Raw genomic sequence first — 19,138 nt, forward strand, 5'->3', positions numbered from 1 at the left:
CGCGCGGACGGTCGCGCCGTCGACAATTCCCCGCATTTGCAAGAGTTCTGACGTCACCTCACGTGCGCGCGACACCGTCCCGTCGTCAACGCGAGTCCCCTCGGGTGCGACCGGCAGTGCCAGTCGCCGAAGCGGCGCATCGCACGTGGCTGCCGGAGGCACAGAACCGCTGTCGGGGGCGGGGGCTAAGGTCGGCGGCGTACGACCATCAGCAGCAGGAGACCTCATGCCGTCAGGGCACATACAGCAGGACACCCCGCAGGCCCGGCCGGTCGGGCCGCGCCCGTTGGCGCCGATCCCCTTCGACGTCGAGTCGGTCTTCCCGGAGCTCGCCGGCACGGCGCGCACGGTCACCCTCCTCTACCCCCGGGCCGGGCAGCCGGGCCCGAGCGACAGCTCCATCGGCGGGCCCCTGCTGTGGCCGGCCGGTGAGCCTTGGCCGATGTGCGCCGAACCAGACCACTACAAGCCACTCGACGAGCCCGTCGGGCCCGATCCGGTCGCGATGGTTCCGGTGGTCCAGCTGTACGCACGGGACGTGCCCGACCTCGTCTTCCCCGCCGGTACCGACCTGCTGCAGATACTGTGGTGCCCGCTCGTGCACGAGGACGACGAGTACGCGGCCAACCCCCGGCTCCGCTGGCGCAACACGGCTCTGACGGCCGCTGACGCCGCCGGTGGGCAACCGCCCCGCCCGCATACCGCGGAGGAGGACTACCTGCCCCGGCCGTGCATGGTGTCCCCGACACCAGCCGTGGAATATCCCAACTGGGACCTGCCCGAAGGACTCGGCGAGCAGCTCGGCGAGCGCTTCGAGGCTCTGCGGGAGGAACGCGGCTTCGACTACTTCGAGGTGGCCACCACCCAACAGAGCAAGATCGGCGGCTATCCGAGCTGGACCCAGCCGCCGGACTGGCCCGAGTGCACGGCCTGCGGCACACGCATGGAGCACCTGCTCAGCATCACCGCGACCGAGGCGGGCATGGGCCGTTGGCTCCCCCTGGACGAGCGGAACCCCGGTCAGGACCATGCCGCGACACCGTCCTGGCGCGCCGAGGCGGACCCCGCCGCCCTCGACACGTTCGGACACCACATGTACCTGGGCGGCGGCGGCATCTACTTCTTCGTCTGCCGCACCTGCCCGGATACCCCGTACACACACCGCCACGACTGCTGAACCCACGTGCCGGCGCGTCCGGGCCTCACCAGGGAATCGGCCCGTCCTCGGCCAGAAGGGCGCCCGTAGGGCCGTCCTCGCCCGCCGTCGCGAGGTCGACCGCGATGGACGCGCCCTCTTCCGGCGTGCGCATCCCGCTGTGGCGGTTGAGGTCGGTGGCGCAGTAGCCGGGGCTCACCGCGTTGACCAGGATCCCTTCGGCGCGCAGTTCATTGGCGTAGAGCACGGTGATCGCGTTCAGCGCGCTCTTCGAAGTGCAGTAGGGGAGGAGGAACGAGGTGTAGGAGGCCCACGGGCTGCCCGGGTCGGCCTGGTGGGCGAGGGAGCCGAGTTCGCTGGACATGTTGACGATGCGTCCGGCGGCCGAGCGGCGGAGCAGCGGGAGCATCGCGTGGGTCACCGAAATGACACCGAACACGTTGGTCTCGTAGACCTGCCGGACGGTGGCGGCGGGGGTCTCACTCGGCTTTTGCGGTCCGGGGGCGATCGCGGCGTTGTTGACCAGGATGTCGAGACGGCCGAACGTGGCGTCGATGTGCCGGGCGGCGGCCTGGACCGAGTTCTCGTCGGTGACGTCCAGCGGAACGAACCGTACGTCGGCGCCGCCCGCGCGAAGCTCCTCGGCCGCCGCTTCGCCACGCTCGGCGTCGCGCGCGCCGATCAGCACGGTGATGCCGAGGGCCGCGAGCCCGCGCGCCGTTTCCTTGCCGATGCCCTTGTTCGCGCCGGTGATCAGCGCGGTCTTCTGTGAAGTCGTCATGGCACCCACCCTCCCCTCGCCCATGGGCCTCAGGGAAAGACCGGAAGACTCTGGATCTATAGTCCACGGATATGAATGAGCTGGAAGTGCGGGAGCTGAGGTACTTCATCGCGGTCGCCGAGGAACTGAACTTCAGCCGGGCCGCTGGGCGCCTGGGGATGGCGCAGCCCCCGCTGTCGAAGGCGATCGCCCAGATGGAGTCCCGGCTCGGGGTACGCCTGTTGGAACGCACCACCCGGCAGGTGAGCCTGACCAACGCCGGGTTGGTGCTCCTCGACCAGGCGCGGATCGCGGTCGACGCGGTGCACGCGGCGGCCCGGCGCGCTCGCCGGGCCGGTCAGCCAGCACCCCGGCTCGTCGTGGCGGTCAAGCCGGCGGGCGATGCCGGGCTGCTGCGGGAGATCCTCGCCGCCTACCGGGAAGCGGGATCGCATCTGCCGCCGCCCGAAGTCGTCGTCGGCGGCAGCGGCGAGCCGGTCGCCATGCTGCGGGACGGCCGTGCCGACGTAGCGCTGCTGCGCAGCCCGTTCGACGGCCAAGGGCTGGATTCCGAGACGCTCGTGATCGAGCCGCGCCTGGCCGTCCTGCCCGCCGGACACCGACTGGCCGGCCGCCGGCGACTGCGGCCGGCCGACCTCGAGGGCGAACCGATCCCGCGCTGGAAGGGAGCCGCCCCCTCCGCCACCGCCTACGACGGAAGGGAAGCGGGCGACGGCCCCACGGGCCCGGCGCCGGCCGACCCTCCCGAGGGACCGCTCGTGTCCGGCGTCGAGCAACTCCTGGAGGTGGTCGCGCTGGGGCAGGCGGTGGCGTTCCTTGCACGCTCCACCACCGAGCGGCACCAGCGTCCGGACGTCGTCTACCGGCCGGTCACCGGCCTCAGCCCCAGCGCGGTCATGGTCGCCTGGCCGGAGACCTCGCGATCCGCGGCCGTCGCCGCCTTCGTCCAAGCCGCCCACGACGTCGCCGCCCACCACCCCGACCACATGACCGGACTGGCCGGCTACTGACCGGGGGCACCCACCCCTCGACGATGACGATCACCACGTGAGCGATCTCAGACGACCACCCGCACGAAGAAGGGCCGGTGCCCCTCAGCTTGCCGTTCAACGTCTTCGCCGGACAGACAACGGTGCTGGAGCGGCGATCGACGTAGGTCTATCCCCAACAGCGTCTTACCCACCATCCGTCGTCGGGCGAGGCGCAGGGGTCGGGCCAGGTTTTGGCGATGTAGAGGTCGTCGAGCGGTTTCACCAGATGCCGCAGTTCACGCGGCGCCTGTAGTCCATGCGAGGGGCGTCGGAGCCGGCGTCGAAGACGACCAGGATGCCCAGATCTCCTTCGCACCAGCGTCCGCCGTCGATCATGTCCTCGACGACACGGCGGACCTGGACGGCGGTGACCTCGGCGACGTCGTTCTCTGGGGCCGATCCGTACTGCGTCCGACAGCCGGCATCAGGACGTGCGGCCGCTCTCCAGCGCGGCGACGAACGCATACGGCCGGCCCGGAATCATCAGGTGCCGGTCCCGGCCCCGGCCGAAGGTGTGGCAGAACAGCCTGTCCGGGCTGCACTCGGCTTCCGGTCGCAGCCAGTTGCTCACGTCCACCGCCATGGAAAGCCGGTCGACGGCGGCCTGCGGCTGGGACAGCCCGGCCAACGTCCGCCGCAGCCGCACCACGTCGAGTCGACCGCGCTTGAGCGCGTCGTACAGCGCGCCGTGCTCACGACGGTGCTCGGCCGGCACCAGGTCCACCGGCGACGTCACCGGCCCGTACGCGTACAACAGCGCGTCGGTCAGTTGGCCGGAGCACAGGATCAGCCGAACCCGGTCCCCTTCTACTGCCGGTGTCCCGCCCCGAGTCCGCAACGAGTCGACCAGCCGCCAGCCGGCGTCATCCGGTCTCCGCCGGCCCGCACCACGACAAGCCTTCCGCCCTCGAAACCGATTCGATCGCCGACAGCCAGGAAGAGCGGGTTCGCCGGCTCGAAGGCGTGGCCGTCGTCGGTCTCGAGTTCCTCCACCAGTACCAAACGCGAGGTCGGCGTGGTGCTGTCAGCTACAAGGCGCATGCGGAGATGGTCCCATGCAGTCTGAAGGCGCCTCGACCCCGTTCGGGGCTCGCGTGCACGTCGTAGCGGCCGGCGGGCATCTGGTTCCTTGAGCCGAGCGGGCGGCCGGGACTGGTCGCCAAAGCGCACACGCGCCGGCGAACCCGTGCCAGGCAGCGCCGAAACTTCACGCGTTCCGAACGCAATTCGGATGCTGCATGATCGAACCATGCTGGTCGAACTGATGAAGGTCGTAACGTCTCCCGGGAGTCCCCGGAGTCACCGGAGTCCCTGGCCGGCCCAGGTCCGGACGCCTTTCGGAGAGACCATGGTCGGCTGGTGTGGGGACACGGCCTCGGAGCCGGGCGAGTATCACGTCGAGTGGACGGTCGACGAGGACATCGTCTGGGGGCGGAACGCGAAGCCGGCCGTCGGCGTCGGACCGGGCGTCCGACCTGTCGGGCACCGCGTCGTCCTGCGAGGACGGCTGAACCTCACCGTGGACGGCGCAGGCGTGTTCGATCTCGATGGCACGCAGATCCTTCTGGATCTCGCCGGTCCCGTACCCGAAGGGGTTGCCGGCACATGGGTCGAGATCTTCATCGAGCGCGAGAAGATCGCTCTCTACCCGTACGAACTCTGACCATGGGCCAGCTCCCGTCCCTTCTCCCGCCGCGACAAGCAGGTCTCGTCCTGGCCTTCACAGGACGAGGGCTGATCGGCCGGTGCGGGGCCGCAAGTGCCGGGGTGCTCATCCGCGTGGCCGCCGGGATGCGACTTCGCCCGGCGGCACGGCGATGATGCGGCCGTCGACGCACAGCGTGACCAGTTGCTCCTCACCGCCCGGTGCCGTGGTCGCATGTCGCTGGAGAGCGTTGCGGGCCTCCCGGCTCCACCCGGCCTCGGTGGTCGCCCAGTGCGGGTGGGAGTCCAGGCGGAGGCTGAGGCGGAGCAGCCCCATGCGCATGTCGTGACCGTCGGCTGGAGGGGGGCTGCTCGCCAACCGGTTGAAGATCCTCGTCCAGTGCTGCTGGAGGGCGACCAGGTCGTCCGGGAACCCGGCGGCCGGTGGCGGGCCGCCCGGTTCGGTGCTCACGCCGCCGTCGCCCACATACGGGTTCGGGCGCGGCGCCGGAGCTCGACGCGGGCGGCCGTGGAGCGGCCCGGAACGGTCCAGAAGGGGTGGGCGGCGATGGCGCAGGAGAGGGTGATGAGCCGGCGGCGGAGCGTGGTGGTGCCCGCGTGCGCGGGCCGGCGGGCCAGGTCGGCGTAGGTGCGCAGCCATGCGGCCTGGAGGTCGAGCAGGTCGTCGGGGAAGCGGATGGACGTCATCCACTTATTAGAGCATCTGTTCGAATATCTTGGCGAGCGGCAGCCTGTCCTCCGTCCGGGTGCACTGTTGCCCCGTCGCGTCGATTCCTGATGCCGTCTGTCAACCGGCCGAGTGCTTCGCGGGCGGTCAGGCGGGCGACGGAACGCAGGTCGTGAGACGGACCGCCTGCGAAGCCCTTCTGCCAGATGCGCCATTTCCACGAAGGTGCCGACCAGGCCCGGTCCGCTCAGCTCGGCGGCCGCCAGCCGGGCCTCGCCCAGTGACAGGTGACGCATCTCGCGAAGGGCGCGCAGCACGGGAACGAGATTGGTCTCGGCTGCCAGGCGAAGGCGAGCAAACCCGTGCCGGGCCGGCAGTGCCTGCTTGATCTCTTCGGGAGCTGGGCCGATGCCCCTCTCGCACCACCCGTCGGCGCAGGCTTGGCACCGTCCTTCGATGCCCCAGCGGAGCTGACCCTGGCGACTGGGTTGTCCAGGATCACAGATCGGCCGCACAGACCTCATGCCATGACTGGCTCCAGTGGCGCGCCCTCGCAGCACCACCCGTCACGCAGGAGAGCCCGTAGGGCGCTGACACGGCGACGTGCGAGGGCAAGGAAGGCTTGGGTGTGGCGCTTGCCCTCTGCACGTTTGCGGTCGTAGGACTGCGGGACTCTTCGGACCGTCGGATGCGGAACAGGGCGGAGGCGTAGAGCACGCGCTGGAGCCGGCGGTGGTATCGCCGCGGGCTTCACAGGTCGCCGCTGAGAGAACGTCCCTGACGTAACCAGGTACCGGGCGACCCCGCCGCAAGAGACCTCGGCAGTCCGTTCGTGTGGCATCGCCCGACCGCAGACGGTCTGCGCATGACCAGGACCGGCCGGACCGATACTCGCGGAACCGTCTTCGGAGACCCCGGTGCCCCCGCCTGCCGGGCGGCGAGGGTGCCGGGGCAGGTCATCAGGCTTCGGTCAGCCAGCCTTCTTCGAGACCGCCCAGAACGAACCCGTTCTCGAACCGCACCCTGTATTTGATCTGAGCGCCGACTCCGGTGTCGAGCCCTCCGTGCTGGATGATCCGTTGACGGAGGTTGTCGATCACGCCGGTCGTGAAGCCGTCGAACTGGGCGCCGCGTATTTGCCGTTCGAATTCCGCAAGCCCGGCCTGGGCAGCGCCGCCGGCTTCCGTTGCCGAGTCCGTGACGATACCCGCCAAGCCCTCCGCCAAGTACAGCGGACCGGCGAAGCCGATCCTGCCCGGTGTGTCGTTCGCGGTGACCTGCACATCCCTGGTCAGCTTCACCTTCGCGCCGGTCTCGTACGGCATGGGAGTCCCCCTCGTTCGATCTTGGCCATGACCATGGCAAGCGTAGTCGGGACACCATGCGCAAGGAGTTGGTGTCGGCAAGATCAGGAGCCCCACGGCTTGGCAGCGAGCACCGCGGCCGCGCTCGGTCACCGTCCCCTGAGATGGACCCTGCTGATTCCGCCTCCGACGTCCTGGAAGGTGATGCCGATGCTCCCCGTGCGGGCGTTCGGCACGGTGTCGGGACTGGGCAGGCCCAAGTGCGCGAACGGCACAGGGGACGGATGCCCCTTCGGGGCCAGTGGAGCGTAGGTCCTCGACGATCCGTCAGCTCGTCCTCCAGGCCCCGGCCCCTGTCATCGCGAAGGCACTCGGCTCCTGGTGATCACCCGTCTGCTTCCGTGTGTGCGGCCCTGCCGCACGGTCACCTGTCGTCGTAGTGCCGTAGCTGCTCCACGCTGAGCCGGCACAGGCGGGCGAGGTGTCCGATGGTGAGTGAGGCCGTTGAACGCCTCGGCCCCGTGGGCGCCGTCGGCGCCCTCGCCCCTGGCTGCGCGTCCGATGCAGGGGTCCCGTCGCGATGGTCCGGCGCCAGGGTGGGCGGCCGGGCTGCGTCGCTAGCGGTTGTCCTGCGGGTGCGGGCCCGTCGCGTACGGGTTCGGCTCATCGTCCGCGAGTACGCCCACGAAGGGTTCGCCCTCTCCCGCGAAGGTGTACGCGCCGCCTTCGATCCGCTCGATCAGACCGCGCGTCCATTCCGCGCCCGCATCGGCCGAGTGCACCCACAGGTTCATGATCTCGCCGATGTGCCCGAGCTGTTCGGGCCCCCCCTCCGGTGTGTAGTACCCGGTGACCGCGGACCGCCACTGTTCGAGCCCCGCGATTCGCTTCCTGAGCAGCGCGACGACCTCGTCCCGCGGCAGGTCGACGATGAAGCCGATGCCGGCGGAGAGCGCGTCGGTCTTCTGCTCGTGCGAACTCAGGGCCTCGCGGAGCAGCGTGAAGTACTCCTCTGTGCCCTTGTCGTTGATCTCGTACTCGACCCGGGGCGGGCCGCCGACGGTGCTCGGTGCGACCTCGTGGGCGACGAGGAGTCCCTGCTTCGCCATCTGCTTGAGCGCGTGGTAGATCGAGCCCGGCTTGGCGTTGGACCACTCGTGGGCCCCCCAGAACTCCAGGTCGTTGCGTACCTGGTAGCCGTGCGCCCGTCCGTGCTGGCGGACCGCTCCGAGGATCAGCAGCCGGATCGCTGACATGTGCGTCTCTCCTCGGGTCGTTCGGCCAGGGCCACTGTACAAGTTGGACCAACGGGGCGGGTCTGGGCGGCGTTCGCAGGTAATCAAGTTTGACTAGTCGGCTCGCGGTGCCGTACCTTCCCGTCCTAGTCAAGTTTGACTACTGCTTGCGGGAGGCTGTTTTGACTGACCACGATTCGGCGATCGTCGTCGAAGGCCTGCGGAAGAGGTACGGCGACAAGCAGGCCCTCGACGGCCTCGACCTCACGGTCCGAACCGGGACCGTCCAGGGGATCCTCGGCCCGAACGGCGCCGGCAAGACCACGGCCGTACGCATCATGTCCACGCTGCTGCGCCCCGACGAGGGACGGGTCGAGGTGGGGGGAGTCGACGTGAGGACCCGCGCTGACGAAGTGCGCTCGCTGATCGGCCTGCTCGGCCAGAACGCCGCCGTCGACGAGGAACTCGGCGGCCGCCAGAACCTGGAGATGTTCGGCCGCCTCCACCACCTCGGCGCACGCCGCGCCGGGGCGCGGGCCGACGAGCTCCTGGCCCGGTTTGGGCTCGTCGACACCGGCACCAAGGCCGTCAAGCAGTACAGCGGCGGCATGCGGCGGCGCCTCGACCTGGCGGCGTCCCTCATCTCCCGGCCGCAGGTGCTCTTCCTCGACGAGCCCACGACCGGGCTCGACCCCCGAGGCCGGACCGAGGTGTGGAACGCGGTGCGCTCACTGGTGGGCGGCGGCACGACCGTTCTGCTGACCACCCAGTACCTGGAGGAGGCCGACCAACTGGCCGACCGGATCGCGGTGGTCGACCACGGAAAGGTCATCGCGGAGGGTACGGCGGACGAGCTGAAGTCCAGGACGGGCGGTGACCGCATCGACGTGGTCCTGCGCGACACGGCCCAGTTGGCGCGCGCGGTCTCTCTCCTGCCCGGTGACGTGGTGGTGGACGAGGACCGGCGGATGGTCAGCACCCAGGTCGCCGACCGGATGGCCGCGCTGACCGGGACCGTACGGGCGCTGGAGGCAGCCGGCATCGAGGCGGAGGACATCGCGGTACGCAGGCCGACGCTCGACGAGGTCTTCATGCATCTGACGAAGGGGGACGCGGCGTGAGCGTGACGCAGGGTGTGAACACGGAGTACGGCGCGGACGCGGAAGCGGACGCGGGCATGGGCGCGGGTGCGGGCACGGGCTCGAAGCTGCGTTGGGCGGCCGCCGACTCCTGGACCATGACCAGGCGCGAGCTGGCCCACTGGGCGCGCCGGCCCGTGCAGGTGGTGGTCGGCCTGGTCTTCCCGGTGATGATGCTGCTGATGTTCAGCTACCTGATCGGCGGCGGACAGGGCGTCGACGGGGACTTCAAGGCCTACCTCGTGCCCGGCATGCTCACCATGACCATGGCCTTCGGCCTCGAGTCGACGATGCTCTCGGTCACCCAGGACCTCGGGAAGGGCGTCATCGACCGGTTCCGGTCGATGCCCATGACCTCGGGCGCGGTCCTGGTCGGACGGAGCGTCGCCGACATGATGCAGTCGGCGGTCGGCCTGGCCGTGATGATCGCGGTCGGGTACGCGGTCGGCTGGCGTTGGCACGGGGGATTGGCCTCTTTCCTGGGGGCGGCGGGACTGCTGTTGCTGCTGAGGTTCGCGATGCTGTGGATCGGCATCCACCTGGCGATGGTCGCCGGCAAGCCGGAACTGGTGCAGGCGGTGCAGATCCTGGTCTGGCCGGTCAGCTTCTTCTCCAACGCCATCGCCTCGCCCGCATCGATGCCGGCGTGGCTGGGCGCGATCGTGGAGTGGAACCCGATGTCGGCGACGGCCACCGCCGTACGCGGTCTGTTCGGCAACCCGGGTGCGGACGGCGACTCCTGGGCCGCGGTGCACGCGGAACTCCTCGCGGTGGCCTGGCCGGTGGCCCTGACCGCGGTGTTCTTCCCACTGGCGGTGAAGCGGTTCCGGGACCTGAGCCGCTGAGGGAACCCTGCCTCGGTCTCCGGCCCGGTCAGCCGGAGACCGAGGCAGGGCTGCCCTGGGGCCGGACCCGGCGGGCGGACCCGGCGGGCGGAGCCGGCCGCCACAGGGCGATCAGGTTTGCGGCGGGTTGCCCATCTGCGCCGCCTTGAGGTTGCCCTCCCCGTATCCGGTCTTTCCCGCGTTGATGAGCTGGAAGGCCATGTCCGATCTGCGATCGATGAGCTGTAGTGCGAGATAGCGGTCGACCGGCGCTTCCAGGCGCCTCTCACCGGCCAGATAGATGTCCTTGGAGTCCCGGCGGATCTGTTCCTCGATGCTCTCCTTCTTCTGCTCGAGACCCTGCTCGCCGTACTTCCCGAGGATGTCGTTGATGACCTGTTCCACGTAGCCCGCGCCGGTGTCCATGGCCACCGGCACGAGGACCGCCGCGGCGCCGACGCTCGCCGCCTTCGAAGGCAGCGCCGCGACGCCCGCTCCGACGACGGCACCGGTGCCGAGTTCGATCAGGGCTTTCACCTTCTCGTGCTCCTGCGCGTACGCCTCGTACGTCTTCACGCCCTCGGCCCTGATCTGCTCACCGCGTGCATGGTCGAGCAGCCCCTGCACCTCCGCACCCGTGTTGATCACCCACTTGGCCGGTCCCTGGTCGGGCAGCGGAGCGTCCCTGTCCGGACGGCGCGGCAGCGATTCCAGCGTGGTGGTCGTGGAGATCTGCTCCGCGACCGAGATCGTCTCGTAGGACTCGGGGTGCTGCCCCAGCGCGGTCAGGAAGTCTCTGGCCACGTCCCGGCTGACGCTCGTATGGGACTCGGGATCCGTCCGCGGGGTGAACACGCTCTGCTGGCCGCCTTCGACGTCGAGGGCCCAGTGGAGGTCGTCGAGGTATCCGGCGCCGATGCGTCCCATGCTCTCCACCAGCCCCTCCTGCTCCTTGAGCAGCTTCGCGTCGCTGTACGCCTCGATGACACCCTGGGTGATCTTCGCCGTGGTCTCGTCCTTGACGAGGACCGGCTGCGGATCGTCCCAGGCGTGCCCCAGCGTCGCCGACTCCAGGGCGTGGCCGAGCGCGGACGGCAGATACGCCTCCGTGCCGGCCATGTCCTTGGGATCGTTGCGGCCGACGTCCGCGAAGGACATCGCACCGCCCTCACGGGTGAAGTAGTCGAGATAGTTGCCGATCGGCCGGCCGTCCTGCTTCCCGAGGTCGGGCTGGGCGCCCACCTTGACCGTCCCGTCCGGGTTGTACGCGGTCGGTGGCTCCTCCGAGAAGAACTGCTTCGACGCCTCGGGGCTGTGGCCGAGGGCTTCGAGGACACCGACCAGCGGGTCGTAGCCCGCCCCGTTGACGCCGGACGGGTTGAAGATGTTCTGCTGCCAGGCGTCGCGCTTGTTGTCGGCGAACAGATGCGGGTTCTGCTCGTGCAGCTGGACCACGTGCCCGGCGATCGGGTTGAGGAAGCGGGGGTCGTAGTCGCCGTAGCGCAGGATCCCGGAGAGCGCCTGGTACCCGTACACGCCCATGGTGTCGCCGGGGAACAGGGGGAACTTCTGGGGGCCGAGCCTGCGGAACTCGGCCGACCAGTCGCCGAGCGGGTTGACGGGGACTCCGTTGCCGCCGGGTATCAGGATCCTGCTGTCGGGGTCGGTCGCCGTGGCGAGGGAGAAGCCCAGGTTCCGCTGGAGGTCCTGGACGTCCTTCAGCTGCTCCGCCTTGGGTCCGGCGGTGGTGTAGGTGTCCGTGGACATCTGTGCGAACAGGTCCAGGGTGCCCTTGGGGCCGAGCTTCTCGTAGAAGGAGGTGGTGAACTCGACGGACGACTGGTTCGCCGCCAGCAGCTCGTTCAACTGCTGGAGTTCGGCATGGGTGAGGCCCTCGCCCTTGGCTCCCTTGGCCGCCAGCTCGTAGGCGCGCTGGGCCTCCTCCGCGTCCAGGCTGCTGTACTTGGGGGCGCTGAAGTCGTGGGCGTCGCCGAAGTTCGCAGCCAGGGCCAGCCGGAGCGACTCGTCGTCGGCCGTGCAGCCGGCGACGATGGCGCGGATCCGCTCGGTCCACGCGTCCAGTGTGGCCCGCTCCTTGGCCCGTTCCTGATCCGCGTCCGGGTCGTGCCGGAGCGCGGTGTCGGCGGACACGGGGTACCGGGCCGTGACCAGGCCCTGGCTGTCCACGACGATGCCCGCCTCCACCGCGCCGTCGAGGATCGTCTGGAGGGCGTCTTGGGCCTTCTTGAACGCGGTGTACCCGTCGAGCAGGAGCAGGTGCATCCCCTTGGCCTCTTTGGCCGCGTCGTCGAACTCCTTCGCGACCTTGCGGATGAACGCCTGGCTGACCTCCGCGTTCACTCCCGCCCAGTTCGCCTTTTCGGCCTTGTTCTGCATCCCGTCGCGGGCGTCGGTGGCGAGCAGCGCGAGTTTGCCGGCCATGGCGGACCAGTCGTCGACAGCCGTCTTGAGCTTGTCGAGCGGCATGTGCAGCACGTCCCAGTACGTCAGCATGGTCGCCACCTACTTCAGCAGCTCGTTGATCTTGGACACGGTCATCAGATCGCCGCGGATCTCCGCGTCGTCCTTGGCGTGCGCCGCGATCGAGTAGTCCAGGTGGTTGGAGATCTGGGCGCAGGCGTCCCGCAGGGTCCCCACCTGCGTGTACCACCGCTCGTGCGCCTGCATCAGCTGGGCGCCGGAAGAGAACTGGTACGAGGTGAGCGTCTTGGCCGCCTCGTAGTTCGACACCCGTACGGTCTCGGTGTCCCGTTTCACCCCCTCGTACAGCACGTGCGCGTCCGCGCCGATCGCGCCCAGGTCGTCGCTCTTGACGGCCAGATCGGGCGTGGCGCCGCCGCCTCCGGTCTGGTTAAGCCGCATTGCGACGGCGCGCTGGTCGGCCGCGTCCGCGCGCGCCTGCCGCCACTCTTCCTCGAACGACATACGCCCCCCGCTTCGATGTGTGGTGCGGTGTAGTGCGCTGTAGTGCGTGCCGTGCCGTGCCGTGTCGTGTCCTCGGTACCAAGCGCTCACCGTACGGACGCCCGTCCCCCGGCACGAGAGTCGAGTGGGCCATACCAGGGCGGTAAGGATCCGGCCGGCCGCCACGGCGCCCGCACCGATACGCCCCCACCCCGCCGTCTTCGCGTGGGGCCGGCCGACGTCGGGAGGGGCGGCACGGCGGCGTCTTCCGGCGGTCTGCACCGCTGCAGCGGTCCCGGCTCGGCCGCGGACCACGGGGAACCTGCTGCTGTGCGGGCTTGAGGGGAGGGGAGGGACGGTCAGTGCCCGACGCCGACCAGGCCCGGCGCCGGCATGCCTACCCGGGTCATTTCCTCAGATCGTCCGTCACGGGCAAGCACTCGGCGAGCAGGTCGACGACGTCGCGCCAGGCTCGCTGCGCGTGCCGTGGGTGGTAGCCGACGCCGGGGACCGTGGGGTGGTCGACCGGCGGGTGGTGGAAGGCGTGCAAGGCGCCGCCGTAGACCGTGAGGCGCCAGTCGACGCCCGCGGCCTGCATCTCGGCGGTGAACGCGTTCCGTTGCGCGGGCGGCATGATCGGGTCTTCCGACCCGACCCCGGCCCACACCGGGCAGCGGATGCGCGCCGCCTCGCCCGGTCGGCCCGTGGTCAGTCCGTTGACCGTCCCGATCGCGCGCAGGCCGACGCCAGCACGTCCGAGTTCCAGCCCGATGGCGCCCCCGGTGCCGTAACCGATGGCGGCGATCCGGTCGGGGTCGGTCCGCGGTTCGGTGCGCAACACGTCCAGCGCCGCACGGCCGATGCCCCGCATTCGGTCGGGGTCGGCGAGCAGCGGCATGCAACGGGCCAGCATCTCCTCGGGGTCACCCAAATAGCGCCCGCCGTGAAGGTCGAAGGCCAGCGCCACGTATCCCAGCTCGGCGAGAGCATCGGCCCGGCGGCGCTCGACGTCGCTGAGCCCCATGCCCTCCGGTCCGAGCAGCACGGCGGGCCGGCGGTCGACACCGGCCGGGAGCGCGAGGTGCCCGATCATCGTCAAACCGTCGGCCGGGTACTCGACCGTACGCGTCGTGATCGTCGTCATGAGACGGGACGGTAGCGATCGTCGAGCCCGGTCCGGCCGCCGTTCTGCCGCCGGCAGAACAGTGAGGGTGTCCTTCCGAGATACGGCAAAGGCCACAAGAACGGTCAGGGGCCGGGCAGCCGGACCGCCCAGGCGATCGCGGCCCGCTGGGGGGTTCTGCAGCGTCGGCGGGTTCAGGCGGCCTTCCGAGAGGCCTACGGGATGACGTAGACGGAAGACCGCGCGCTTTCTCCGGCCGCTCGGGCGGCACGCACAGCACAGCGATCCGGCACACCACGCACACCCCTGCGCGCCGGGCGGGCAGAGGTTCGTTCCGCGAAGGCACGGGCACGATCGAACCGATCCAGGGGGCTACAACCCGGCCTGGTGCGTCGCCCACACCGACGGTGGCGGCCCGTCCGTATCGGCCGTGTCTTCGCCCTGCACAGCGGCGGCCTCCCGACCCCTTCGACCTTCGGGTGAGTCGGGTGAGTCGGGCTGCCCACTCTCGTTCAATCTGCGTTCCATTGAAAGGGAATCAAGTGCTCCGTCGCATGGCCATTGTCCTCGGTTCGTTGGGACTCATCGCAACCGCTGCCACCGGAACCGCATCGGCCGACAGCCCCGCACCGAAGGCGCAACCGACCGACAAGGCGCAGTCCAAGGTGGTCACGCCGGCCGAGGCCCAGAGCCTCGCGGCAGCCCAGGGCCTGTCGAGCGTCGTCCCGGGCGTCTACGAAAGGTTGGAGAACGTCAACAGCGGCAAGTGCCTCTTGATCCAGGGCTACGCCAACGGCAACAAGGCCGTTCAGTACGACTGCACCAACTTCGACGACGAGTACTGGATGCGGGAAGGCACGGCCAACCACTTCCGGTTGAGGAACCTCAACAGTCAGAAGTGCCTGGTGGTCCAGACCGACGAAAACAATCGCCAGGCGTTCCAGTACGACTGTGCCAACTACGAGGACCAGTACTGGTACCTGAAGGACTTCGGCAACGCGGGGTACGGGCTCCAGAACTGGAACAGCGCCAAGTGCCTGGTGGCGCAGGGCTACAGCAACTCCCCGGTGTTCCAGTACGACTGCGTCGGTCTCGCGGACCAGAGGTGGCGCGTGGGGTGACGACCTCACGGTAGAAAAAACCGGCTCGCGGGCACGACAGGTGTGCCTGGGGCATCGGGAGTCACCCGCAAAGGTGCCCTGCCCACAGCCGTGGGCAGGGCACCGTCGGTCAGTGGCCGCCGCGGACCCCGGACGCCTCCGGCCTACGGGCCGGCGACCAGGGCGATCGCTTCGAACGGGAAGCGGTCACCGAAGCCCCGTCCTCGGTGGCCTGTCCGCGTGGTCATTCGTCGAGGGGTTCGGGCCGCGCCGCGGGGAGCTTCGCCGAAGATCCGACCGGACCTCGGTCAGTCGATGCCCTCGACGATGCGGAAGTCGCGCTCGACGCCGTCGGAGAGGGCGGCCAGCGCCTCCTGGTAGGCCGCGCTCTCGCGCGCCGCGACGGCCTGCTCGAAGCTGTCGAACTCGACCAGGACGGTGCGCTCGGCGATTCCGTCGTCGTGCGCCACGACCCGACCGCCGCGGACGAGGGTCCGACCGCCTGCGGCCTTGACGGCCGGAGCGGCCAACTCGCTGTAGGCAGCCAGCTTCTCGGGGTCTGAAATGGTGCGGTAGACGCTGACCCAGTAGGCCTTGGGCATGGAACCTCCAGTGTGGGGATGAGTGCATCTGACTTACGGGTTGGTCTCGGACGGGCGTCGGCGGGCGAGTGCCACGCTCGTCAGCGTAGTGATCGCCATGGCGCCGATGCCGACCATCGCCGCGGTGGTGTAGGCGCTGTCGTCGGGGAAGAGGTGGCCGGGGCCGGTGCCCGCGGCGAGGATCAGGCCGCCGATGGCGCTGCCCAGGGAGTAGCCGACGCTGCGAACGACGTAGTTGAAGCTCATGGCGCTCGACGTCTCGCTCTTGGGGGTGACGGCCAGGATGACGCCGGGCATCGCGGCCGAGAAGCCGCCGACGCCGAAGCCGAGCACGCCCATCGCCGCGAACACGTCGACCAGGTCCGACCGGGCCGCCGCGAACAGGGCGAACCCGCCGCCGACCACGACGGCGCTGCCGGCCAGGAGCAGGGGATCGGCGATGCGCGTCCGGATGCGCGGCGTGAGCTTGCCGGCGACGAACCCCAGCACCGAGAACGGGACGAGGACCAGCCCGGCGACGAAGGTCGTCAGCCCGAAGCCGTAGCCGGCGCCGGGCGGCGTCTGCGCGTACCGGGTGACGAGCGTGAGCAGGAGGTACATGCCGATCCCGCCGACGAACATGGCGAGGTTCGCCCCGGCGACCGCCGGGTGCCGCACCGCCCGCACATCGACCAGGGGCATCGTGCTGCGCAGCTCGACGACGACCCAGGCGCAGAGCAGCACCCCCGCGACGACGACGAGGCCCGCCGCTACGGCGAGGTGCCGGCTCCACAGATCCCGTTCGCTCGCCAGGAACAGCACCAGGAGCAACGCGGCGGCCAGGACGACCGCGCCCGCCACGTCCACGTGGGCGGAACGGCCTTCGGGAGCTTCGGGCACGGAGCGCCACGCGGTCAGGAGGGCGGCGGCGGTGACGACCAGGCCGAGGCCGTAGGCGGCCCGTACCCCGCCGAGCTCGGCGAGCAGTGCGGCCAGCGGGTAGCCGACGCCGGCCCCGATGATCGAGACCACCGAGATTAGGGCGATCACGGCCGCGCCGCGCTCCTCGGGGAGGTGGTCCCGGGCCACGCCCATCATCAGCGCCGTCAGCCCGAGTCCGACACCCTGGGCCGCCCTGCCGACCAGCAGCCACGCGAACGACAGCGGCAGCACGGTGAGCGCGCTGCCGGCGACGACGACCGCCAGCGTGGCGAGGATCGTGGCCCGCCGGTGCGGGCCGGCTCCGAGCCGGCCCAGGACCGGCGTGGCGACGGCTCCGCTGAGCAGCGCGACGGTCAGCGTCCACTGCGCGCTGCCGAGCGAGACGTGGAAGGAGGTCGCCACGCTGGTGATGAGCGGCGCCCCGAGGCTGCCGACCACCGCCACGACCAGAGCGATGAACATCAGGGAAGGGACCAGCAGCCGCGCCTCGGAACGCGCCACCGGTACCGCCTTCACCGAGGCCCCGCCGACCGGCTGCCCGGTCGCGGCTCCGGCCCTTCGCGGTCCTGGCTTTCGAGCTCTGCCAGATGCCTCAGCGCAGGAAGGGCCGCCACCAGCGCCTCGACCTCGTCGCCGGTGAGCTCGCCGACCAACCGCTCGAACGCGTGGACGCCCGCCTGGCGCCGCGCCCGGACATACGAGGCGCCGGCCTCGGTCAGGCACACCAGTGTGACCCGCTTGTCGGACGCGTCGCCCCGCCGCTCGACCAGGCCGGACTCCTCCATCACCCGGACCAGAGTGGTCATGGCGGGCTGGGTGACGCCCTCGACCGCGGCCAGATCGGTGATGCGCCGCGGTCCGGTCCGATCCAGGGTGGCCAGGGTGGCGGCGGACGTCAGGCTCATGTCCCGGGGCAGGCGTCTCACGGCCCTGGTGGCCAGGCCGTAGAGGGCTGCCCCGATGGCGGCGGCCGCGCCGGGAGCGGTGTCTTGACGACTCATGCCCAAAGCATAGACCTTTTATATTCATGCTTTATGGAAACGGCTCGGCTGGTGACGCGGGCGGCGAGCTCCTTGTGCAGGCCGGCTCTCCGCCTCCGGTCCGGTACCGGGCCCGGAGGCCGGGGTCTTGAAGCTCCAGGCCGAGTGCGTACGTGAAGTCGATGCGGCAGCACACCGCCTCGGGGGCCTGCCGGTCCGACGGGTTCAGCGCGTACTGCACGGCACGCAGATGCTGACCGGCTGCGCGGGCAAGAGCCCGGCGCGGCCGTCGCGCAGGTGCCAGGCGATGAAGCCCTCGTCGCCGAACAGGCCCGCTGAGGCTCGGCTCCGGGACGGGGCTGGAGGGACATGGCAGGCTCCCGGGAGGGGGGAGAGGTCATGGGTGGCGACCAGGCTGCCTGAGTCGTGAGGGAACCAGTTGGTGACGCCCTCCACGGGAGCGCGCTGGTATGCCTCGGAATACCGCTGCGAGGGTCGGCCTCCGATGAAGGGAAAGGGCCCAGCTGAGTTGGGCCGTGGTTACGAAGCGTCGGCGTAGGCGAGGTGGGTGCCGCAGACGGTGCAGCGGAAGAGCATGGCGCTTGCCCCCTGCCCGAGGTGGGTGAGGAAGGTGTCGAGCTGGGACGGGTCGTGCCAGCCATCCATTCGGAGGTCGAGTCGAAGCCCGTCGAGGGCCTCGGGATGAGCTGCCAGTTCGTTGTATCCGACCTCGCCGATGAAGGCGGCCGCATCGTTGCAATGGACAAGCCAGTGCGGATCCTGCCAGGCGTGGAAGCCGGGGGTGCGGCGGGTGACCTGCACCAGGGTCTCCTCGCTGACGCCGTCGAGCCCGTATGCGTCGGTGAATTCACCTTCGAATCGTTCAGCGGCACTGCCGTCGGCGATGCACCAGGGGCAGAATCTCCCGCTGACATCCTGGGCCGTGAAGAATGTGGCGGTGTAGATCCACCCCGTCCTGCGGTTGCAGCAGGCGCAGGTCTCGGCGCTCTCGCGAATGGACTCGCTTGCGACGGGGTCGGGGTGGTAACGGAAGTGGGGCAGGTTGGTACTCACTGGTGAGCCCGCCGTTGCATGGAGAGGTCCGCTTCGACGACGGTGGTCTGTGTTTCGACGGGCAAGCCTGTGAACCCCATGGGTCGCAGTCTCTCTGCAAGCAGGCCCGTGATCAACTGGTGAGGTTGAAGTCCTGCTGGTCGAGTCGGGCGAGGTGGCTGGTGCGGGGTCGGTCGAGGGGACGGCCGTTCCACCAGGCGCCGAGACGGATGCGGTCGAGCGTGACCGAGGAGAACGAATGTTCCAGGGGAGTCTTCTGCAGGCCGCGGTAGCGGGCGCGTCTCGCATTCGACCTGAACATCGGCGCCCCGCGCTGGACGTATTCGGCTGCGAAACAGGTCTCTGCACGGTGGCAGCAGCCAGCTGCGTGGTCTCCCCGGGTGGTTTCGAGAGAGACCTCGACGAGGGCGAGCTGTACGCGATCAACACCGCGACCGGCGCATCCGTCTGGGCGTACCGCACGTGCCGAGCCGTGTGCCATCGCCCCGACAACCGGAGAGGCACTGCCCGATTGCACTAGGCACTGTCTGATAATTGATCTTGTGGTGGGTCGTGGTGAGCTGACGGATGTGGCGTGGGAGCGGATAGCACCCCTGCTGCCTGGTGTTGAT

General features: G+C 69.8%; 20 protein-coding genes and 2 pseudogenes. 6 read left to right on the forward strand and 16 right to left on the reverse strand.

The window, feature by feature from the left end:
- The first annotated feature begins 226 nt into the window (after positions 1–226).
- The gene (locus ACFYZL_RS31450; protein WP_388683674.1) at positions 227–1,177 is read left to right on the forward strand and encodes a hypothetical protein; all 951 of its coding nucleotides are present in this window, start codon (positions 227–229) and stop codon (positions 1,175–1,177) included.
- Positions 1,178–1,202: 25 nt separating this feature from the next.
- Here ACFYZL_RS31450 and ACFYZL_RS31455 read toward each other — a convergent pair whose 3' ends face one another.
- Complete coding sequence (locus tag ACFYZL_RS31455) at positions 1,203–1,937, reverse strand: SDR family oxidoreductase (RefSeq protein ID WP_384746823.1); 735 nt, start codon at positions 1,935–1,937, stop codon at positions 1,203–1,205.
- A 71-nt stretch (positions 1,938–2,008) separates the two neighbouring features.
- Between ACFYZL_RS31455 and ACFYZL_RS31460 the strand changes: the two genes are divergently transcribed.
- Positions 2,009–2,947 (forward strand): LysR family transcriptional regulator, encoded by a 939-nt coding sequence (locus ACFYZL_RS31460; protein ID WP_388683677.1) that lies wholly within the window; start codon positions 2,009–2,011, stop codon positions 2,945–2,947.
- 270 nt (positions 2,948–3,217) lie between these two features.
- Here ACFYZL_RS31460 and ACFYZL_RS31465 read toward each other — a convergent pair.
- Both ACFYZL_RS31465 and ACFYZL_RS31470 read right to left on the reverse strand, forming a co-directional pair.
- Positions 3,218–3,740, reverse strand: a pseudogene (locus tag ACFYZL_RS31465) (transposase); the annotation flags it as partial.
- Positions 3,741–3,775: 35 nt separating this feature from the next.
- Positions 3,776–4,009: a hypothetical protein gene (locus ACFYZL_RS31470; RefSeq protein WP_388683679.1), complete on the reverse strand. Its 234-nt coding sequence runs from the start codon at positions 4,007–4,009 to the stop codon at positions 3,776–3,778.
- Between the two features lie 208 nt (positions 4,010–4,217).
- On the opposite strand from ACFYZL_RS31470, the gene ACFYZL_RS31475 reads away from it, so the two are divergent.
- Positions 4,218–4,631, forward strand: coding sequence for a hypothetical protein (locus ACFYZL_RS31475; RefSeq protein ID WP_388683681.1), 414 nt, complete (start codon positions 4,218–4,220; stop codon positions 4,629–4,631).
- Positions 4,632–4,739: 108 nt separating this feature from the next.
- On the opposite strand, the gene ACFYZL_RS31480 is transcribed toward ACFYZL_RS31475, so the two are convergent.
- From ACFYZL_RS31480 to ACFYZL_RS31500, 5 genes and pseudogenes are all read right to left on the reverse strand, one after another.
- Entirely contained in the window at positions 4,740–5,084 is a 345-nt protein-coding gene (locus ACFYZL_RS31480; RefSeq protein ID WP_388683683.1) for a hypothetical protein, read from the reverse strand.
- The gene (locus ACFYZL_RS31485; RefSeq protein ID WP_388683686.1) at positions 5,081–5,320 is read right to left on the reverse strand and encodes a hypothetical protein; all 240 of its coding nucleotides are present in this window, start codon (positions 5,318–5,320) and stop codon (positions 5,081–5,083) included. The genes ACFYZL_RS31480 and ACFYZL_RS31485 overlap by 4 nt, the downstream gene beginning before the upstream one ends.
- Positions 5,321–5,820: 500 nt before the next feature.
- A pseudogene (locus ACFYZL_RS31490) lies at positions 5,821–6,047 on the reverse strand (IS110 family transposase); the annotation flags it as partial.
- Positions 6,048–6,259: 212 nt separating this feature from the next.
- Positions 6,260–6,625 carry a hypothetical protein gene (locus ACFYZL_RS31495; protein WP_388683688.1) on the reverse strand — a complete coding sequence of 122 codons (366 nt, stop codon included), beginning with the start codon at positions 6,623–6,625 and terminating at the stop codon, positions 6,260–6,262.
- Positions 6,626–7,221: 596 nt separating this feature from the next.
- On the reverse strand, positions 7,222–7,860 hold the full coding sequence (locus ACFYZL_RS31500) for a PadR family transcriptional regulator (RefSeq protein WP_388683691.1): 639 nt from the start codon (positions 7,858–7,860) through the stop codon (positions 7,222–7,224).
- 161 nt (positions 7,861–8,021) lie between these two features.
- On the opposite strand from ACFYZL_RS31500, the gene ACFYZL_RS31505 reads away from it, so the two are divergent.
- Together ACFYZL_RS31505 and ACFYZL_RS31510 are read left to right on the forward strand one after the other, a co-directional pair.
- Entirely contained in the window at positions 8,022–8,960 is a 939-nt protein-coding gene (locus ACFYZL_RS31505) for an ATP-binding cassette domain-containing protein (protein WP_388683693.1), read from the forward strand.
- Positions 8,961–9,016: 56 nt separating this feature from the next.
- Positions 9,017–9,823 carry an ABC transporter permease gene (locus ACFYZL_RS31510; protein ID WP_388683715.1) on the forward strand — a complete coding sequence of 269 codons (807 nt, stop codon included), beginning with the start codon at positions 9,017–9,019 and terminating at the stop codon, positions 9,821–9,823.
- Between the two features lie 111 nt (positions 9,824–9,934).
- Here ACFYZL_RS31510 and ACFYZL_RS31515 read toward each other — a convergent pair whose 3' ends face one another.
- The 3 genes from ACFYZL_RS31515 to ACFYZL_RS31525 all read right to left on the reverse strand — a co-directional run bounded on the left by ACFYZL_RS31515 (position 9,935) and on the right by ACFYZL_RS31525 (position 13,871).
- On the reverse strand, positions 9,935–12,316 hold the full coding sequence (locus tag ACFYZL_RS31515) for a hypothetical protein (protein ID WP_388683696.1): 2,382 nt from the start codon (positions 12,314–12,316) through the stop codon (positions 9,935–9,937).
- 9 nt (positions 12,317–12,325) lie between these two features.
- Positions 12,326–12,748 (reverse strand): hypothetical protein, encoded by a 423-nt coding sequence (locus tag ACFYZL_RS31520; protein WP_388683698.1) that lies wholly within the window; start codon positions 12,746–12,748, stop codon positions 12,326–12,328.
- Positions 12,749–13,133: 385 nt separating this feature from the next.
- Positions 13,134–13,871 carry a dienelactone hydrolase family protein gene (locus ACFYZL_RS31525; protein WP_388683700.1) on the reverse strand — a complete coding sequence of 246 codons (738 nt, stop codon included), beginning with the start codon at positions 13,869–13,871 and terminating at the stop codon, positions 13,134–13,136.
- A 554-nt stretch (positions 13,872–14,425) separates the two neighbouring features.
- Between ACFYZL_RS31525 and ACFYZL_RS31530 the strand changes: the two genes are divergently transcribed.
- Positions 14,426–14,971, forward strand: a complete 546-nt coding sequence (locus ACFYZL_RS31530) for an RICIN domain-containing protein (RefSeq protein WP_384752164.1) — start codon at positions 14,426–14,428, stop codon at positions 14,969–14,971.
- Between the two features lie 287 nt (positions 14,972–15,258).
- Here ACFYZL_RS31530 and ACFYZL_RS31535 read toward each other — a convergent pair whose 3' ends face one another.
- The 5 genes from ACFYZL_RS31535 to ACFYZL_RS31555 all read right to left on the reverse strand — a co-directional run bounded on the left by ACFYZL_RS31535 (position 15,259) and on the right by ACFYZL_RS31555 (position 18,828).
- Positions 15,259–15,552, reverse strand: coding sequence for a DUF1330 domain-containing protein (locus ACFYZL_RS31535; RefSeq protein ID WP_388683703.1), 294 nt, complete (start codon positions 15,550–15,552; stop codon positions 15,259–15,261).
- A 33-nt stretch (positions 15,553–15,585) separates the two neighbouring features.
- Complete coding sequence (locus tag ACFYZL_RS31540) at positions 15,586–16,935, reverse strand: MFS transporter (RefSeq protein ID WP_388683719.1); 1,350 nt, start codon at positions 16,933–16,935, stop codon at positions 15,586–15,588.
- Positions 16,936–16,985: 50 nt separating this feature from the next.
- Entirely contained in the window at positions 16,986–17,378 is a 393-nt protein-coding gene (locus ACFYZL_RS31545) for a MarR family winged helix-turn-helix transcriptional regulator (protein WP_388683722.1), read from the reverse strand.
- A 615-nt stretch (positions 17,379–17,993) separates the two neighbouring features.
- Positions 17,994–18,527, reverse strand: coding sequence for a CbrC family protein (locus ACFYZL_RS31550; RefSeq protein WP_388683706.1), 534 nt, complete (start codon positions 18,525–18,527; stop codon positions 17,994–17,996).
- A 112-nt stretch (positions 18,528–18,639) separates the two neighbouring features.
- Positions 18,640–18,828, reverse strand: coding sequence for a hypothetical protein (locus tag ACFYZL_RS31555; RefSeq protein WP_388683708.1), 189 nt, complete (start codon positions 18,826–18,828; stop codon positions 18,640–18,642).
- Between the last annotated feature and the right edge of the window lie 310 nt (positions 18,829–19,138).

This window comes from Streptomyces sp. NPDC001717 (assembly GCF_042892775.1).
Taxonomy (GTDB): domain Bacteria; phylum Actinomycetota; class Actinomycetes; order Streptomycetales; family Streptomycetaceae; genus Streptomyces.

Bases quoted from the DNA above. Each gene is read 5' to 3' on its own strand.
- ACFYZL_RS31450 (WP_388683674.1), top strand. From the start codon at position 227: ATGCCGTCAGGGCACATACAGCAGGACACCCCGCAGGCCCGGCCGGTC.
- ACFYZL_RS31455 (WP_384746823.1), bottom strand. From the start codon at position 1,937: ATGACGACTTCACAGAAGACCGCGCTGATCACCGGCGCGAACAAGGGC.
- ACFYZL_RS31460 (WP_388683677.1), top strand. From the start codon at position 2,009: ATGAATGAGCTGGAAGTGCGGGAGCTGAGGTACTTCATCGCGGTCGCC.
- ACFYZL_RS31470 (WP_388683679.1), bottom strand. From the start codon at position 4,009: ATGCGCCTTGTAGCTGACAGCACCACGCCGACCTCGCGTTTGGTACTG.
- ACFYZL_RS31475 (WP_388683681.1), top strand. From the start codon at position 4,218: ATGCTGGTCGAACTGATGAAGGTCGTAACGTCTCCCGGGAGTCCCCGG.
- ACFYZL_RS31485 (WP_388683686.1), bottom strand. From the start codon at position 5,320: ATGACGTCCATCCGCTTCCCCGACGACCTGCTCGACCTCCAGGCCGCA.
- ACFYZL_RS31495 (WP_388683688.1), bottom strand. From the start codon at position 6,625: ATGCCGTACGAGACCGGCGCGAAGGTGAAGCTGACCAGGGATGTGCAG.
- ACFYZL_RS31500 (WP_388683691.1), bottom strand. From the start codon at position 7,860: ATGTCAGCGATCCGGCTGCTGATCCTCGGAGCGGTCCGCCAGCACGGA.
- ACFYZL_RS31510 (WP_388683715.1), top strand. From the start codon at position 9,017: ATGGGCGCGGGTGCGGGCACGGGCTCGAAGCTGCGTTGGGCGGCCGCC.
- ACFYZL_RS31515 (WP_388683696.1), bottom strand. From the start codon at position 12,316: ATGCTGACGTACTGGGACGTGCTGCACATGCCGCTCGACAAGCTCAAG.
- ACFYZL_RS31520 (WP_388683698.1), bottom strand. From the start codon at position 12,748: ATGTCGTTCGAGGAAGAGTGGCGGCAGGCGCGCGCGGACGCGGCCGAC.
- ACFYZL_RS31525 (WP_388683700.1), bottom strand. From the start codon at position 13,871: ATGACGACGATCACGACGCGTACGGTCGAGTACCCGGCCGACGGTTTG.
- ACFYZL_RS31535 (WP_388683703.1), bottom strand. From the start codon at position 15,552: ATGCCCAAGGCCTACTGGGTCAGCGTCTACCGCACCATTTCAGACCCC.
- ACFYZL_RS31540 (WP_388683719.1), bottom strand. From the start codon at position 16,935: ATGTTCATCGCTCTGGTCGTGGCGGTGGTCGGCAGCCTCGGGGCGCCG.
- ACFYZL_RS31545 (WP_388683722.1), bottom strand. From the start codon at position 17,378: ATGAGCCTGACGTCCGCCGCCACCCTGGCCACCCTGGATCGGACCGGA.
- ACFYZL_RS31555 (WP_388683708.1), bottom strand. From the start codon at position 18,828: ATGTTCAGGTCGAATGCGAGACGCGCCCGCTACCGCGGCCTGCAGAAG.